This window comes from Amycolatopsis sp. NPDC034160 (assembly GCF_055575355.1).
On sequence record NZ_JBVISU010000009.1, the window covers coordinates 195,905 to 212,606 of the forward strand.

Genomic DNA, 16,702 nt, shown 5'->3' on the forward strand with positions numbered 1-16,702 from the left:
ACGTTCGGTCACGTGAGTGAAACCGTGACTACCCGAAGCCGGAAGGCGATCGGGACGCTGATGGTGAACCGGGTGCTCGTGAGCGCCCACGCCGTCGCGATCATCGGCCAGCCGGTCTTCGCCGGCGGCTATCTGGGCGGCGACTACGACATGCTCTCGCTGCACCGGGTGGGTGCCGACGCCGTGTCGTTCCTGGCGTACGCCCAGATCTTGGCGGCGCTCGTCCTGTGGCTGGTCCGCGGACCGCGCTGGCTGTTCTGGATCAGCCTGCTGCTCGCGGCGGGCGAGACCGCGCAGTACTTCGCCGGCATGGACGGCGCGCTCGACCTGCACATCCCTCTCGGCGTCGCCCTCGTCGCCGGGATGGTGCTCACGACCGTCGCGCTCTGGCGTCCGCAAGTCTGGCGGACGGCCCGATGAGCCGCCGTCTTCCCCGGCGGACGTTCCTCGGGCTCGCGGGCGGAGCCGGTGTCCTCCTCGCCGCCGGGCTCACCGCACCCAGGCTGCTCGCGCAAGGTTCGCCCGGGACCGGTGAGTTGCTGCGCAGCGGGCTCCCCCTGCCGGAACCGTTCCGGGTACCGTTGCCGATCCCGCCGGTGCTTCGTCCACACAGGACGGACGACGCGGACCACTACCGGATCACCCAGCGAGCGTCGACGGCCGAGATCCTTCCCGGTGTCCGGACCCCGATCTGGGGCTACGACGGGATCTTCCCGGGGCCCACGATCGAATCGCGGCGGGACCGGACGACGGTGGTACGCCACCGCAACGAACTTCCCGTCCCGACCGTGGTCCATCTGCACGGCGGGCACACGCCCGCCGACTCCGACGGCTACCCGACCGACCTCGTCCTGCCGCTGTCCGGCTGGGACGCCGGACACGGCTCGCACGGCATGGTCGACGCCCGCGCCCGGATCGCGAACGGTGAACGCGACTATGTCTTCCCGTTCCGGCAACGGGCCGCGACGCTGTGGTACCACGACCATCGCATGGATTTCACCGGCCCCGCCGTCTATCGGGGCCTCGCCGGTTTCCATCTGGTGCGCGACGACGAGGAAGAGGCGCTGGGGCTCCCGTCCGGGGAACGCGAGTTGCCGCTGATGATCGCCGACCGCTCCTTCGACGAGCACGGTGCCTTCGCGTACCCGTCGCTCGACCGGACCTTGCGGACCACGCCGGGGGTGGAAAGTGCTTTCGTGGAAGGCGTTTTCGGGGACGTCATCCTCGTCAACGGCGCGCCGTGGCCGGTGCACGAGGTGGCGGCCGTGCGATACCGGCTCCGCGTCCTGAACGGCTCCAACGCCCGCCGCTACGACCTCGCGCTCGACCCTCCCCCGCCCGGCGGAGGCGGCTTCGTCCAGATCGGTGGCGACCAAGGCCTCCTCGACGCGCCGCGCGAACACGACCATCTCCCCATCGCACCGGCGGAGCGGTACGACCTCGTCGTCGACTTCGGCCGGTATCCGGTGGGCACCGAAGTCACCCTCGTGAACCGGCTCGGCACCGGCTCGACCGCCCAGGTCATGCGATTCGTCGTCGCCCGCCGCGCACCGGACGAGAGCCGGGTCCCGGCGAAGCTCAGCGAAATCGAGCCGCTCGCGCGGGAGCAGGCCACGAGCACACGGGAGTTCTCGTTCCGCGCCGGGACCGTCCACGGCCGCGCGGGCTGGGTGATCGGCGGCGAACCGTTCTCACCGGACCTGATGTCAGCGAGCCCGCGCCTTGGCGACGTCGAGATCTGGCGGTTCGTCGCCGACATCCACCACCCCGTACACCTGCACCTGGTGGGCTTCCGGATCCTCTCCCGCGGCGGCCGCCCGCCTGGGCCGTTCGACGGCGGGATCAAGGACACCGTCGATCTGAAGCCTGGCGAGTCGGTCGAGGTCATCGCCCGCTTCGACGGCTACCGCGGCCGCTACGTCTTCCATTGCCACAACGCCGAACACGAGGACATGGCGATGATGGCGAACTTCGAGGTGGTGTGAGCACGGTGTCCTGCCGGGTGCCGCCTCTGCCGTCGGTCTCCAGGCGTGCCGAGGAGCCGTCGCCGGCGTGATCCCGTCTGACGAAGGCCTTTCTGGTGCCGGTAGGGCTTAGTCGGGCATGGCGCTTGGGTAAGTACATGAAGGCCCCCTTGCTTGCGCCTGGCGCAAGGAAGGGGGCCTTCATGTACTGGGGAAGATGTGAAGGTCGAGCTTCCTCGGCTGAGCCGAGGGAGGGGGTCCTCACGCGCAGCTGTGGTGATCGCCCTCCACCGCCCACCGTGACCGGCACCACTTGGACTTTTTGTCCAACTCTTATACAGTCAGTCTGGTGAGCAACGAGCATCCGTATCCCCCGGCCTTCCGCAGCGGCGACCTGGTTTCCGTGTCGGGGCGGCTCGGCGTGACCGCGACGGGCGAGCTGGCGCCGGGCGGTTTCGACGCCGAATGTCCGCAGGCCTTCGCCAACCTCGACGCCGCCCTGAACTCGGTAGGCGCGAGCCGGGCCGACGTGGTGAAGGTCGTCGCCTACCTGACCGACATCACCGACCGGGACGGCCTCAACCGCGTCTACGAAGAGTTCTTCGCCGAACCCCGGCCCGCGCGCACCTGTGTCGGCGTGGCTTCCCTGCCCTACGGCGGCGTCGTCGAAGTCGAGGCCCTCGCCCGGGTACGCGATGTCTGAGCAGGACGCGATCCTCGACGCGCTCGCCCCGGTCGCCGACGGCATCGCGGCGACCCTCGGCTCGTTCTGCGAGGTCGTCGTGCACGACTTCCGTCGCCCGGAGAAGTCGGTGGTGGCGATCGCGGGATCGGTCACCGAGCGCAGTGTCGGCGGGTCGATGAGCGAGATCGGCATGGGCCTCCTTGCCCGCGGTGACGAGGCCGAGGACCAGCTGAACTACGTCACCCGCACCGCGTCCGGCAAGCTCGTGAAGTCCTCGACCATGCTGCTGCGCGACAGCGGCGGCTCGGTGTTCGGGGCACTGTGCGTCAATCTCGACGTCACCGCGCTCGGCCAGTTGCGGACCCTCGTCGGCGAACTCGCCGACGTCGGCACCACCGCCGAGACGCCGACCACCACCTTCGGCGACGACGTCGACGCGGTGGTGGACGCGATCGTCGACGAACACCAGTTGCGGTTGACCAAACCGTGGGCCGCGCTCAGCCGCGAAGAGCGGCTCGACCTGTTCCGCAGCCTGCACGCGCGCGGGGTCTTCGCCGTCCGGCGGGCGGTGCCGCAGGTCGCGGCCCGGATCGGGATCTCCCGCGCCTCCGCGTACAACTACCTGTCCGAAATCCGTGATCAAGGAGCATCATGACCGCCCCCGTGACCATCGACGACATCCGCGACGCCGCCGCCCGCCTGGCCGGTGTCGCACACCGGACCCCGGTCGTGCGCTCCCGCACCCTCGACGACCTCGTCGGCGCCGAAGTCCTGATCAAATGCGAGAACCTCCAGCGCGTCGGCGCCTTCAAGTTCCGTGGCGCGTACAACGCCGCTTCCCGGCTCTCACCAGAACAGCTGGCCAAAGGCATCGCCGCCTACTCCTCGGGCAACCACGCCCAGGCCGTCGCGCTCGCGGCGCGAGAACTCGGGAGCAGCGCGGTCATCCTGATCCCGGAGGACACCCCGCAGTCCAAAAAGGACGCCACCGCGGGCTACGGCGCCGAGATCGTCACCTACGACCGGTACACCGGCGACCGCGTCGCGATCGGTGAGGCTCTGGCCGCCGAACGAGGCCTCGCGCTCATCCCGCCGTACGAACACCCGCACGTGATCGCCGGGCAGGGCACCGCGGCACTGGAACTGCTGGAGGACGCCGGTTCGCTGGACACGCTGATCGTCCCGGTCGGCGGCGGTGGTCTCATCGCGGGCAGCTCGACCGCCGCGAAAGCCGTGCAGCCCGGGATCCGCGTCGTCGGCGTGGAACCCGCCGCGGGCGATGACACCAAACGCTCGCTGGAGGCGGGCGAACGTGTCTCGATTCCGGTCCCCCGGACGATCGCCGACGGCCAGGCCGCTTCCGTGCCCGGCGAACTGACGTTCTCGATCAACCGGAAGCTTGTCGACGACATCGCGCTGGTCACCGACGACGCCGTGCGGGAAGCGATGCGGTTCGCGTTCGAACGCCTCAAGCTCGTCATCGAGCCGAGCGGGGCGACCGGTCTGGCCGCGCTGCTCAGTGGTGCGGTGCCCGCCTCCGGCCGGATCGGCGTGATCGTCAGCGGCGGAAACGTCAGCCCGGAACGCTTCGCGGAACTCATCACCACCCGCGTTTAGTCCTCTAAATGCGGGTGCACGGCGCCCACCTGCCCGCGTTTAGTCCTCTAGATGCCGAGCGCGCCGGCCAGTACCGGCCACGAATTACGCAAAGCCCGCTGCCAGTAGGGCCAGCTGTGCGTGCCGGCGCCGTAGTAGTCGACGGTCACCGGGATTCCCTTGAGCTTCAACCGATCCGTGAAGCTCACCGAGGTGCCCAGTGCCGAAGGTTCGAAGATGTCGGACTGACCGGGCGGGTCGAGTGGCCCGGTCTGGCCGTTGCCACAGGAGACGTAGAGCGCGGTGCCGCGCAGGTCCTCGATGTGGTCGTAGGGGTTGTTCGCCGACCACAGCGGCCGCATGCCCCAGCTGTCGCCCCAGAGTTCGAGGTAGTTGAAGACCCCCGCGCGAGCCAGAATCCCTTGGATGAACAGCGGAGTTCCCTGGTAAAGCGTATTCGGGACACCGCTGTAGGAGGCGGCCGCGCCGAACATCCCCTTGTGCTTGTACGCGTAGGCGAGGGCGCCGTACCCGCCGATCGAGAGCCCGGCGATCGCGCGGCGGGTTCCGGCGCGGAACCCACGTTCGACGATCTGCCGTACCTCCAGGGTGTGGAAGGTGTCCCAGTCCGGAGTGCTCTTGAGGCCGAAGTTCCACCACTTCGTGTACATTCCGGCCGGTCCGCCGGTCGGCATCACGATGAGCGCGTCCTTGTCCGCGGTGAACGCCTTGACGTCGGTGAACTGGTCCCACGAGCGGTAATCGACCGGTTCGCAGCAGCCGTGCAGCAGGTACAGCGTCGGCCAGGTCCGCGTCGGTTGCGCGGCCCAGCCGGTCGGGACCAGCAGACGCACCATGCCGGTGGTGCCGAGCGCGGGTGAGTTGATCTTGAGGTCGACCGTGCGCGCGTCGAGCCAGGTCTCCTCGACGACCTTCGCACCGTTGTCGGCGGTGGCCGGCGTGGGCGCGGCGCTCGCCGGGATCGACGTCCCGAGCAGGGCGACCATCGACAGCACCAGCAGACCCCACCGCCGCGTTCGGTTCATCATTTCTCCTTGGTCACAAAGGGATGTTTCCGTGCTTCTTGGCCGGGAGGGTTTGCCGTTTGGTCCGCAGCGCGTGCAACGCCCTCGCCACCTGAAGGCGGGTTTGCGACGGCGTGATGACCTGGTCGACGTAACCGCGTTCCGCGGCGAGATAAGGGTTCGAATGCCGTTCGCGGTACGCCTCGGTGAGCCGTAGCCGTTCGGCGGACCGCTGTTCCGGCGGCATCGCGGCCAGTTCTCGCCGGTGCAGGACCCGCACCGCGCCCTCGGCGCCCATCACCGCGATCTCCGCGGTGGGCCACGCCAGGTTGACGTCCGCGCCGAGATGCTTCGATCCCATCACCGCGTAGCCGCCGCCGTAGGCCTTGCGGATCACGACGGTCACCTTCGGCACGGTCGCCTCGGCGTAGGCGTAGATCAGCTTCGCGCCGCGCCGGATGATCCCGTTCCGCTCCTGCTCGGCACCGGGCAGATAACCGGGGACGTCGGCGAGCGTGAGCAGCGGGATGTCGAAGGCGTCGCAGAAGCGCACGAACCGCGCGGCCTTCTCCGAGGCGTCGATGTCGATCACGCCCGCCTGATGCCGCGGCTGGTTGGCCACGACACCGATCGTGCGGCCCCGCACCCGGCCGAACGCGCAGAGCATGTTGGGCGCGAAGCCGCTGTGCACCTCGGTGAACTCGCCGTCGTCGACGAGGCGGACGATCACTTCGGTCATGTCGTAGGCCTGGTTCAGCGAATCGGGCACCAGCCGGTCGAGTTCGAGGTCGGCGGCGGTCAGCTCGGGATCGGTCTCGTCGGCGTACTCCGGGCCGGGGTCGAGGTTGTTGGACGGCAGGTAGCCGAGCAGGGTCTGCACCCAGTCGATCGCGTCCTGTTCGTCGGCGGCCCGGTAGTGGGCGTTCCCGGAGACCTCGCTGTTCACCACGGCACCGCCGAGTTCCCGCGCGGTGACGCGTTCGCCGCTGACGGCGTTGACGACGTCCGGACCGGTGACGAACATATGCGCGGTCTCGTCGACCATCACGGTGAAGTCGGTGATCGCCGGCGAGTAGACCGCGCCCCCGGCGCAGGGGCCCATGATCAGCGAGAGCTGCGGGATGACCCCGGACGCCAGCGCGTTGCGCCTGCCTAGTTCGGCGTAGTACGCCAGCGAGACGACACCTTCCTGGATCCGGGCGCCGCCGGAGTCGTTGATCCCGACGATCGGGCAACCCAGCGTCATCGCCAGATCCATCACCTTGAGGACCTTCTCGCCGAACACCTCGCCCATGCTGCCGCCGAAGACGGTGAAGTCCTGCGAGAACACGCAAATCCGCCTGCCGTCGACGGTGCCGTGCCCGGTCACCACGCCGTCGCCGTAGGGCCGGTTGGCGTCCATCTCGAAGTCGGCGCACCGGTGCCGGGCGAACTGGTCGAGTTCGACGAAGGAACCCTGGTCCAGCAACAGATCGACGCGTTCACGCGCGGTCAGCTTGCCTTTGGCGTGCTGCCGGTCGACGGCGCGCTTCTCCGCGATCCGGACGGCTTCGTCCTGACGGGCGGCCAGCTCGGCGATCCGGAACGCCGTCGTCGGCGTCAAGGGGACGTCGGTCATGGCCGCGCCGCCCTCGGTGCCGCGAGCCGGTTCGCGAGCGCCGTGGCGACCACCTCGACGTGCGGCGGGTCGATCATCGACAGGTGATCGCCCGGGATCCGGACGACCTCGAGGTCGGCGCAGAAGGCGTCCCAGCCGAGGGTGTCGTCGGTGCGCAGGTAGCGCGGGTCGAGGGTGGTGGTCAGCGGATGCGGATCCTGCGCGCGCAGGAGCAGCACCGGCCCGGCGTACGGCTCCGGGGAGTACCGTTCGGCCACCCGAGCGTCCACATAGGACTCGTACTGGTGCCGCAGCACACCCTGCCCCATTCCGGGCACCTGTGCGGCCAGTCTGCTGATCACCAACCGGATCTGGGCGTCCTCGCCGAGCTGGACGAGGTCCTCGCGCGGGAGGTCCAGCGGGACGCCGTAGGTCCGTTCGACGTGCTCGGCGAACCGGTCGAACCGATCCAGCAGGATTTCGTGCGCCGGTTTCCCCGGGGCCGGCAACGGCAGGATGCTGTCGATCAGGAACACGACCTCGACCCGCTCCCCCGCCGCGGTCAGCCGCCGGGCCGTCTCGTAGGCGAGGCAGCCGCCGAACGACCAGCCGCCCAGCCGGTACGGCCCCCGTGGCTGGATTTCCCGGATCAGTTCGACATAGCAGTCGGCCTTTCCCTCGATGGTGTCCTCGTCGTCGATCCGTTCGAGCCCGTAGACGGCCCTGCCGCCGGGCAGGAGGCGGACCAGTCCTTCGTAGACGCTCGTCGGGCCGCCTGCCGGGTGGAACAGGAACACCGGCTCACCGCCGCCTGCGCGCAGCGGCCGGACCGGACAGTCCCCGCGTCCCTCGATTTCGGCGCGCAGCAGGTCGGCCATCGCGGCGATCGTCGGAGTGGCGAAGAGCCGGTCGACGTCGGGCACCGCGCCGAGCTGACCCGCGAACGCCGACCGCAACCGTTCCGCGCCTTCGGCGTCCCCGCCCGCGGCGAAGAAGTCGTCGTGGACGCCGGGGTCCGCGCCCAATTCCGCTTGCCAGTGCCGGGCGACCCAGCGCTCGGCCGGATCACGCGGTCCGACCTTGACAACCGGTCCGGCGGGACGCGGGCCGCTCGTGCCGAACCCGGCCTGTTCGGCGAGGTGATCGGCGAGTTCGCCGAGGCTGGCGCCGCGCAACAGCAACGGAATCGGCAGCGGCAGGCCGAAGTCGCGTTCCACGACACCTCGGGCGCGCATGGCGGTGAGGGAGTCCAGGCCGAGCCGGGTGAGCGAAGCGTGCCTGTCGATCTCGTCCGCGGCGAGGCCGAGCATCCCGGCGACGAGCCCGGCCAGGTAGTCGGCCAGCATCTCGCGGGCAGCTTCGGGCAGCACGGCGCGCAGTGCGTCCAATCCGTCCCAAGTGGATGGTCCGGATCCGGGTTCCTCCCCCGGTACCAGCATTTCGAAGAACGGTCGCTCGGTCAGCCGGGGGAACAGGGCCAGTACGGTTCCGGCGTCGACGCGGGCGATGCCGGTCGCGAGGCGGTCACGCGTCAGCACGGCGTCCAGCGCCGCCAGCGCCTCTTCCGTACCGAGCGGTTCGAGCACCGGGTTGCGGCTGCCGACGGCCGCCCCCGCCTCACCCCAGGCTCCCCAGCCGATGGTCGCCGCCGGTAAGCCACCGGCCCGGCGCCAAGCGACGAGCGCGTCCACCCAGGCGTTCGCGGTGGCGTAGGCGGTCTGGCCGGGCGAGCCGAACAACGCGGCCGCCGACGAGTACGCCAGCCACCAGTCGAGGTCATGTCCTGCGGTCGCTTGGTGCAACCGCCACGCTCCCAGCGCCTTCGCTCGCCAGGCGGCCTCGACCGTGTCGGTGCCGACGGTGATGGTGGCGCCGTCGGCCAGCACACCGGCCGCGTGCAGCACGCCGCGTAACGGCACACCGCCCGCGGTGGCCGCCGCGACCAGTGCCTCGGCCGTCCCCGGCTCGGCGATGTCGCCCGTCACCACGTGAACGTCGGCGCCGAGGTCGCGCAGCGCCGCCAGCGCGGCTTCGGTGTCCGGGCCCGGGCCGCGCCTGCCGGAGAGGACGAGCCTGGTCGCGCCGCGTCCGGCGAGCCAGTCCGCCGCGACCAGGCCGAGACCGCCGAGTCCGCCCGTGATCACGTAAGCACCTTCGCGCACAACGGTTTCGCGGGCAGGTTCACCAAGCCGCGGACGCCCCAGCACCCGGGTGTACCGGATGCCTTCGCGCCACGCGATCTCGTCGTCCGGCGCGTCGGCACGGATCTCCGCCACGAGCCTGCCGACCCACAGCAGGGCGGGATCCGGTTCGGCGTCGAAGTCGGCCTGGCTCGCGCGCAGCTCGGGATGTTCGAAACCGAGGACCCGGATCAGCCCGCGCAGGCAGGCCTGGCCGGGATCGCCGCGCTCACCGGGTTCGACGGCCGACGCACCCGCGCTGACCAGCCACAACCGTGGGGGTACGGCGTTTTCGGCCAGTTCGGCGACGACGGCGGAGAGGGTGGCGACCGTCTGTCCGGCCCTCATCGGGTCGGGCTCACCCGTCGGGGCGACACACGCGAGTACGCCTGTCACGTCGCGGGACCGCAGCAGTTCCGCCAGCGCCGCCCGGTCGCCGAGCGGGGCCGTCGTCAGCTCGTCCCCTGCCTCGGTGAGCCGGTCGCGCAACGACCTCAGCCACGGCGCGCCTCGGTGTTCGTCGTCGTACAGCACGACCCAGCGGTGTTCGCCCGCCTCGACCGTGGGCAGTTCGGCCTGCCGCCAGACGGTTTCGAACAGCAGGTCCGTCATCGGCACCGGCAGGGCCGAACGCTGGAACCGGCGGCAGTAGACGTCGCGGAACTCGACCAGGACGACGTCGTCGCCGTCGACCAGCTGGACCCCGCCGACCAGGCCGTCACCGGCCGGATCGAGTGAATCGAGCAGGGCGTCGACCCGGACCCCGCGGCGGGGGTCCCCGGCCACGACGACCTCGCCCACGGTCAGCGGCAGGAAGACGCCGTCGGCTTCGCGCAGCGCGTCCCCGCCCGCCGCGGCCAGCGCGTGCAGGCAGGCGTCGGCGATCACCGGGTGCAGGACGTACGCCGGATGGTCGGCGGGCAAGGTGATCGACGCCGAGGCGCGCCCGGGCGCGGCCATGACCGCGTGCAGCCCGCGGAAAGCGGGGCCGTAGCTCTGCCCCATCTCGGCCAGCGCCTGGTAGAGGTCGACCGGCCGGGCCTCCCCGGTGACGGCACCGAACGGCACCACCGTGGCGTCTCCCTCGCGGACTCGCGCGGTGGCGTGCCGGATCCAGCCGCCGTGTGCCGACCGCGCGTAGATGTCCACTTCGGACGGTCCGGAACCGGTGCCGAGGCTGGTCGTGACCTCGGTGTGCGCGGCGAGCGGGAGCACCCGGTGCAGTTCGATATCGCCGACGCGCAGTTGCCTGCCGGTGCGCAGCACGGCTTTGACCGCCGCGAGCGCCAGTTCCAGGAAGCCGGCGGCGGGGAACAGCGGGACACCCATCGCCGCGTGGTCGGCCAGCCACGGCAGCACCGCGGTCCCGACGTCTCCGCGCCACAGGTGGCCGTCGCCGGTCGGTTGTTCGATGTGGACACCCAGCAACGGATGCGCGCCACCGGATCCGGCCTGGGTGGCCGGGCGCCGGGGCCAGAACCGCTCGTGCCGCCAGCGCGGGCCGGGCAGGGCCACCGGCACCGGGCGGGGACCGCGCGCGTCGAGCACGCCGGGCAAGCCGAGGGTGTGGAGCCGGGCGAGCGTGGTGAGGAACGCCGTCCGCTCGTCGCTCTTGCGGCTCGCCGACGGCAGCGCGAGCGCACCGGTGCTCTGCTCGATCGCGGCCAGTGCCACCGGATGCGGGGAGATCTCGACGAAGACGCCGTAGCCGTCGGCGGTCGCCGCCGCCAGCGCCTGGCTGAACCGCACCGGACGGCGCAGGTTCGCCGCCCAGTACTCGACGTCGAACCTCGGAGTCCGGTGCGGATCGACGAGAACACTGCTGTAGCAAGGAATGTCGACCGGTTTCGGGGTAAGCCCGTCGAGGTCGGCACGGAACCGGCCGAGGACGGCATCGACGGCTTCCGAGTGTCCGGCCCCGCCGACCGGCAGCCTTCTGGCCAGCCTCCCGAGGCTCTCGACGTGCGAAACCAGTGCCTCGACCTGATCCGCGGCCCCGCTGACGGTGCACTGGACCGGGGAGGCGTACACCGCGACGGTGATCCCGGGGAACTCCGCTTCCAGGTCGGCCAGTTCGGCAGGCGAGAGTTCGACCACGGCCATCGCGCCGTCTCCGGTCGCGTCGACCTCGGCGAGCAGCCGCGCCCGGGTGGCCATCACGCGCAGCCCGTCCGCGACGTCCAGCGCCCCCGCGACCACCGCGGCCGCGACCTCGCCCATCGAATGCCCCAGCACCGCCGCCGGGACGACCCCGTGCGCACGCCAGAGCCCGGCGAGGGCGAGCTGCACGCCGAACAACGCGAGCTGCGTCGCGCCGAGATCCGGCAGCTCGTACTCGCCGGAAAGCACCTCGTGCAGGGAGAACCCGGCTCCGGCCACGAACACCGGATCGAGTGCCTCGACCTCCGCGCGGAACGCCGGCTCGGTGCGCAGCAGGAGGCGGCCCATCCCGGGCCACTGGGAGCCGTAGCCGGAGAAGACGAATACGATGCCGGGCACGCGCCCGGCCTCACCAGTGACACCCCCGCGCCCGGCCGCCATTTCCCGCAGTGCGGCGGCGACGCGGTCGCGCTCCTCGGCGACCACCGCGCCCCGGACCGGCAGGTGATCCCGGCTCCGCGCCAAGGTCGCGGCGACGGCGTCCAGTGGCACCGCGCGATGGGCGGGGTCGTCGAGCCAGTCCGCCAGGTCGGCGGCCCGCGCCCGGAGCACTTCGGGCGACTTGGCCGACAGTGCGAACACCCGCGGGCCCTCGGTATCCTTTCCCCGAGCGGGAAACGACGCCGCAGGCCACTCTTCGAGTACGACGTGGGCGTTGGTACCGCCGAAACCGAACGCGGAGATCCCGGCACGCGCGACACCGGAGTAGCGCGGCCAGTCCGTCGCCGTGCCGACCACGCGCAGGCCGAGACCGGAGAAGTCGATGTGCGGACTCGGCTCGTGGTGATGCGGGGTCGGCGGCAGCCGCCGATGGACCATCGCGAGGACGACCTTGATCAGCCCGGCGATACCCGCCGCGCCTTCGAGATGGCCCAGGTTCCCCTTCACCGAACCGATCAGCAGCGGGCGGCCGGATTCCCGGCCGGCTCCGAGCACCGCACCGAGCGCGCCCGCCTCGATCGGATCCCCCAGCGCGGTGCCGGTCCCGTGTGCTTCCACGTAGTCCACAGAGGACGGTTCCACGCCCGCCGCCGCGTACGCGGCCCGCAGCAGCGCGGCCTGCGCGTCCGGGCTGGGGGCCACGAGGCCGTTGGACCGGCCGTCGGAGTTCACCGCGCTGCCGCGGATCACCGCCAGTACCCGGTCCCCCGCACGACGCGCGGCCTTGAGCGGTTTGAGCACGACCACCCCGCAGCCCTCGCCGCGCGCGATGCCGTCGGCGGCGGCGTCGAACGGTTTGCAGTGACCGTCGGGAGCGAGCACCCCGGCGCGGTGGAAGGTCGCGGTGACGGCGGGTGTGAGCATCAGGTTCACCCCGGCGGCCAACGCCGTCCCGCATTCGCCGTGACGCAGGCTCTGCACCGCTTGGTGCACCGCCACCAGCGAAGACGAGCAGGCGGTGTCGAGGGTGAGGCTGGGGCCGCGCAGGTCGAACAGGTACGAGAGCCGGTTGGCGGCGATACTGGTCGCCGCCCCGGTGGCGGACCACACGTCGACGGCGGCGGGGTCGGACATGGTCAGGTGCCCGTACTCGCCCGCCGAAAGCCCGACGAACACGCCGGTCCGGCTTCCCCGCAGGACCGACGGCGGGATCCCGGCGTCTTCCAACGCGGCCCAAGCGACTTCGAGCAGCATCCGCTGCTGGGGATCCATCGTTTCGGCCTCGCCCGGGGTGATGCCGAAGAACCCGGCGTCGAAACCGGCGACGTCACCCAGGAAACCGCCGCGGCCGGGCAGCCAGCCGAGGTCGGCGCCGAACGCCTCCCACCGATCCTCCGGGACATCGCGGATACCGTCGCTTCCGGTGTCCAGCAGACGCCAATACCGGTCCGCGGACTCGGCCCCGCCCGGCAGGCGGCAACCCACCCCGACGATCGCGATCGGTTCCCCTTCGCGGCCGTCCACAGCCGCGACGTCGTCATGCTCCACTGTGGACAGGTGCTCGGCGAGGGCGTTGATCGTCGGGCATTGCCACACCAGGGTCGGTGCCAGCGGGCGGCCGAGGTACCGGCCCAGATCCGCGGCCAGTGCCATCGACTCCCGCGACGAAAGCCCGCTTTCGTGCAGCGGCCGGTCCGGATCGACGTGGTCCGCGGGCAGCCCGGTCCGTTCCGCCACCCGCGCGATCAGCCAGTCCCGGATCCCCGCGGTCATCCGAGCCGCCGTGCGGTCAGCGCACCATCCACATAGGACTTCCGGCACAGGACCCTGCTGATCTTGCCGCTGGAGGTGCGCGGCACCGCACCCGGTTCGAGCAAGACGACGTCGTATGGGCGCAGACCGTGCGCGGCCGAAACCGCTCTCCGGATCTCCGCGGTCACCACGGCGACGTCGGCCTCGACCCCTTTGGCTCGTTCCAGCACCACGACCGCCGCCTCGCCGTCTTCGTGCTCGATCGCGAAGGCCGCGGCGGAATGCGGCCGGACCGCGGGATGCGTCTCCACCGTCTGCTCGATGTCCTGCGGATAGTGGTTGCGGCCGTCGACGACGACGAGGTCCTTCAGCCTGCCGGTCACGAACAGCTCACCGTCATAGCACACGCCGAGGTCCCCGGTCGCCAGCCAGCCCGAACCGGAGTCCGGATCGACCGGCGGCAGACCGAACACGGCGGCCGAGGCGCCGGGCCGCCCCCAATAGCCCACGCCGACGTTGGGGCCCATCACCTGGATCTCGCCGACTTCGCCCGGTCTCGCCGTGGCCCCGGAAACCGGGTCGACGATACGGATCCGCTGGCCGGCGGGAAGTCCGCCGGAGACGAGGGTGGTGGACGCCGCGCCGGGTCCGGCGGGCATCGCGAACCCGGCGGCGAGCCGGTCGCGGTCGAAGGTGACCTGCCGCGGCGCCTTGCCCGCCTCGGTGACGGAGACGAGCACGGTGGCCTCGGCCAGGCCGTAGGACGAGCGGTGCACCTCGGGCCGCAGGCCGCAGTCCACGAACGCGTCGTGGAATTTCGCGATGGTCGAGGGCAGAACGGGCTCGCTGCCGTTGATCAGCGAGACGACCCGGCTCAGTTCGAGGTAGCTCTTCTCGGCTTCGGTCACGCGGGAAGCGGCGTAGGCGTAGGCGAAGTTGGGTGCCGCGCTGATCGCGCCGGGGCTGGCCGTGAGCGCGCGCAACCACCGCGACGGGCGTTCGAGGAACGCCACCGGATCCATCAGGACCGAGGCCGCGCCCGCCGCCATCGGCGCGCCGATGCCGAGGATCAGCCCCATGTCGTGAAAGAGCGGCAGCCAGCTGACGGTGGACGTCGTGCCGGTTTCGACCCCGTAGGAGTCACAGGCCTGGCGGGCGTTGGTGAGCGCGTTGCGGTGGGTCAGCATCACTCCCGCCGGGCTCCGGGTGGAACCGGACGTGTACTGGAGGTACGCCAGTCCGTCCGGTTCCGGTCGCGGCCAGGAACGCTCACCGGCCGCGACCGGGGTAAGGGTGTCGACGGCGAGCACGGCGGGGCGCTCGATCTCCGTCGAGGTGAGGAAACCGCAGACGCCGTCGAGCGCGTCGGCGGTCGTGAGCACGACCCGCGGCGCGCAGTCGGCGAGCACGGCCGCCAGCCTGCCCGCGTGCCCCGGCAGGTCCGGGCCGAACAGCGGGACGGCGACCAGCCCGGCCCGGATCGCGCCGAGGAAGGCCACGACGTAGTCGGCGGACTGCCTGGCCAGGATCGCCGCCCGCTCCCCTGGCACGGCGAAGTCGGCCAGCCGCGTGGCGAGAACGTCGACCCGGTCGTCGAGTTCGCGCCAGGACAGGGTGACGGCCCTGCCGTCCGCGCCGGAACGATGGTCGAGGTAGGTCACGGCGACCTCGTCACCGAGCCGGCGGGCCCAATACTCGAGCAGGGTCGCGAACGACTCCCCGGCGAGTGCGCCGTCCTGCCCGTGAGCGACGACGACCGTTTCCGAAATGGTTTCCATGGCCCCTCGTTTGACGACGTGAGCAGGAGCGGGTGAATTCGGAACGGCACCGTTGCCGAAAGCGGATTCCATTCCGGAGACCGTTCTTTGTCTGCGCCGAACTGTATGGATCAGGCGGGAAGAGTGTCAATGCGGGGACCGCGAAACGCTGACGGCGATGCGGCCGTGCTCACGGGGAAGTGAGAAACGGGTTACCCAGCTTGTCACTTGGAGACGGATTTCGGCCCGCGCGCTCCTTCAGCAGCCTGAACGCGAGGAGAGCACCGGCGAGTTCCAGTGCGGCCGCGGTCAGCAGGCCCGCCGTGTAGCCACCCGCCAAGGCCGGCGCGGCGCCTTCGTCGAGGCGCGCCGTACGCACCACCGCCAGTACCGTCCCGATCAGCGCGACCCCCAACGCGCTCGACAGCTCGCGGGACGCGGTGAGCAGGCCGGAGGCGGTACCCGAGTGCCGCTCCGCCACGATCTCCAGCGCGTACGAGGTCAGCGGCGTGGTCAAGGCCGATCCGGCGCCGATCAGCACCAGCCCGGGAATCCTCGGAAGCACCTCCGGGACATGGTTGACCGCGGCGAGCATCAGCAGTCCGACGGCGACCGTGGCCAATCCGGCCGCGACCGTCCGATGTGGACCGAATCGCGGCACCGCCCAGGGCACCAGCGGCGTCGCGGCGACGACCGCGACCGCCACCACGACCAGCGGAAGCCCGGCGAGCACCGGCCCGAGGCCCAGAAACTCCTGATGCAGCAACGGCGTGAAGAAGAAGACCCCGGAGACCCCCAGTCCCCACAGCATTTGCACGCCGAGCGCGCCGGTGAAGACCCGCTGCCCGGTCAGTTCCGCGGGAACCAGCCGCTCGTGCGCGCGTTTTTCCCGTAGCACGAACCAGGTCGCGAGGGCGGTTCCCGCGACACCGCAGGCCACGGGCGCCACCACGGCACCCTCGCCCAGTCGCACCACGGCGGCGGTGATCAAGACCATGGCGGTGGTCGCCACCAGCATGGAGAGCACGGCGGGCCGTCTCGCCGCCGGATCGCGGCCGGCAGTGGCGACCTTGCGGCACAACGCCAGCATCGCCGCCACGAAGGGAAGATTGACGAAGAAGATCCAGCCCCAGCCCAGGTACTCGCTCAGGACGCCGCCGAGGGGCGGGCCGAGTGCCAACGCGACCGCGAGGCAGGCCGTCCACACCGTCGCGCCGACCGCGCGCCCTCGCGCGTCGAGATTGGTGCGGAGCAGGCTCAGCAGGGCCGGGACCAGGAACGCCGCGGCCGCGCCCTGCAGCACCCGCGCGGCGATGACGAGCCACACCGTCGTGGCCAGTCCGCCGACGGCCGCTCCGGCGCCGAACGCGAGCAGCCCGGCCCGCAAAGTCGCGGCCTGCCCCCAGCGGTCCACCAGCGTGCCCGCCACCGGCAGCAGCCCGGCGAAGGGGAGCATGTAGCCGATGCTCACCCATTGCAGGGTGGGAAGGTCGAGGCCGAGGTCACGCGCGATCGAGGGCGCGCCCGCCGCGACGATCGTGTTGTCGAGAGTGGTGACGAACGCCCCGAGCGCGATCATGACCAGCGTCGGAATCATTGGTCACC

The 16,702-nt window shown here is 71.1% G+C and carries 10 protein-coding genes; 5 read left to right on the forward strand and 5 right to left on the reverse strand.

The window, feature by feature from the left end; genetic code table 11:
• The first annotated feature begins 12 nt into the window (after positions 1–12).
• The 5 genes from ACZ54P_RS20155 to ACZ54P_RS20175 all read left to right on the forward strand — a co-directional run bounded on the left by ACZ54P_RS20155 (position 13) and on the right by ACZ54P_RS20175 (position 4,266).
• Positions 13–420, forward strand: coding sequence for a hypothetical protein (locus ACZ54P_RS20155; protein WP_465463075.1), 408 nt, complete (start codon positions 13–15; stop codon positions 418–420).
• A complete protein-coding gene (locus ACZ54P_RS20160) occupies positions 417–1,985 on the forward strand; it encodes a multicopper oxidase family protein (protein WP_465463076.1) in 1,569 nt (522 codons plus the stop codon). Before ACZ54P_RS20155 ends, ACZ54P_RS20160 begins: the two co-directional genes overlap by 4 nt.
• A gap of 328 nt (positions 1,986–2,313) precedes the next feature.
• Entirely contained in the window at positions 2,314–2,667 is a 354-nt protein-coding gene (locus ACZ54P_RS20165) for a RidA family protein (protein ID WP_465463077.1), read from the forward strand.
• The gene (locus ACZ54P_RS20170; RefSeq protein WP_465463078.1) at positions 2,660–3,304 is read left to right on the forward strand and encodes a helix-turn-helix transcriptional regulator; all 645 of its coding nucleotides are present in this window, start codon (positions 2,660–2,662) and stop codon (positions 3,302–3,304) included. Before ACZ54P_RS20165 ends, ACZ54P_RS20170 begins: the two co-directional genes overlap by 8 nt.
• Positions 3,301–4,266 (forward strand): pyridoxal-phosphate dependent enzyme, encoded by a 966-nt coding sequence (locus ACZ54P_RS20175; RefSeq protein WP_465463079.1) that lies wholly within the window; start codon positions 3,301–3,303, stop codon positions 4,264–4,266. The genes ACZ54P_RS20170 and ACZ54P_RS20175 overlap by 4 nt, the downstream gene beginning before the upstream one ends.
• A 47-nt stretch (positions 4,267–4,313) precedes the next feature.
• Here ACZ54P_RS20175 and ACZ54P_RS20180 read toward each other — a convergent pair whose 3' ends face one another.
• The 5 genes from ACZ54P_RS20180 to ACZ54P_RS20200 form a co-directional block, all read right to left on the reverse strand.
• Entirely contained in the window at positions 4,314–5,291 is a 978-nt protein-coding gene (locus tag ACZ54P_RS20180; RefSeq protein WP_465463080.1) for an alpha/beta hydrolase, read from the reverse strand.
• A 13-nt stretch (positions 5,292–5,304) separates the two neighbouring features.
• Positions 5,305–6,888, reverse strand: coding sequence for an acyl-CoA carboxylase subunit beta (locus ACZ54P_RS20185; protein WP_465463081.1), 1,584 nt, complete (start codon positions 6,886–6,888; stop codon positions 5,305–5,307).
• Positions 6,885–13,361 carry an SDR family NAD(P)-dependent oxidoreductase gene (locus ACZ54P_RS20190; protein WP_465463082.1) on the reverse strand — a complete coding sequence of 2,159 codons (6,477 nt, stop codon included), beginning with the start codon at positions 13,359–13,361 and terminating at the stop codon, positions 6,885–6,887. The genes ACZ54P_RS20185 and ACZ54P_RS20190 overlap by 4 nt, the downstream gene beginning before the upstream one ends.
• On the reverse strand, positions 13,358–15,118 hold the full coding sequence (locus ACZ54P_RS20195) for a fatty acyl-AMP ligase (protein ID WP_465463083.1): 1,761 nt from the start codon (positions 15,116–15,118) through the stop codon (positions 13,358–13,360). The genes ACZ54P_RS20190 and ACZ54P_RS20195 overlap by 4 nt, the downstream gene beginning before the upstream one ends.
• A gap of 169 nt (positions 15,119–15,287) precedes the next feature.
• Complete coding sequence (locus tag ACZ54P_RS20200; protein ID WP_465463084.1) at positions 15,288–16,694, reverse strand: MFS transporter; 1,407 nt, start codon at positions 16,692–16,694, stop codon at positions 15,288–15,290.
• Positions 16,695–16,702 lie beyond the last annotated feature (8 nt).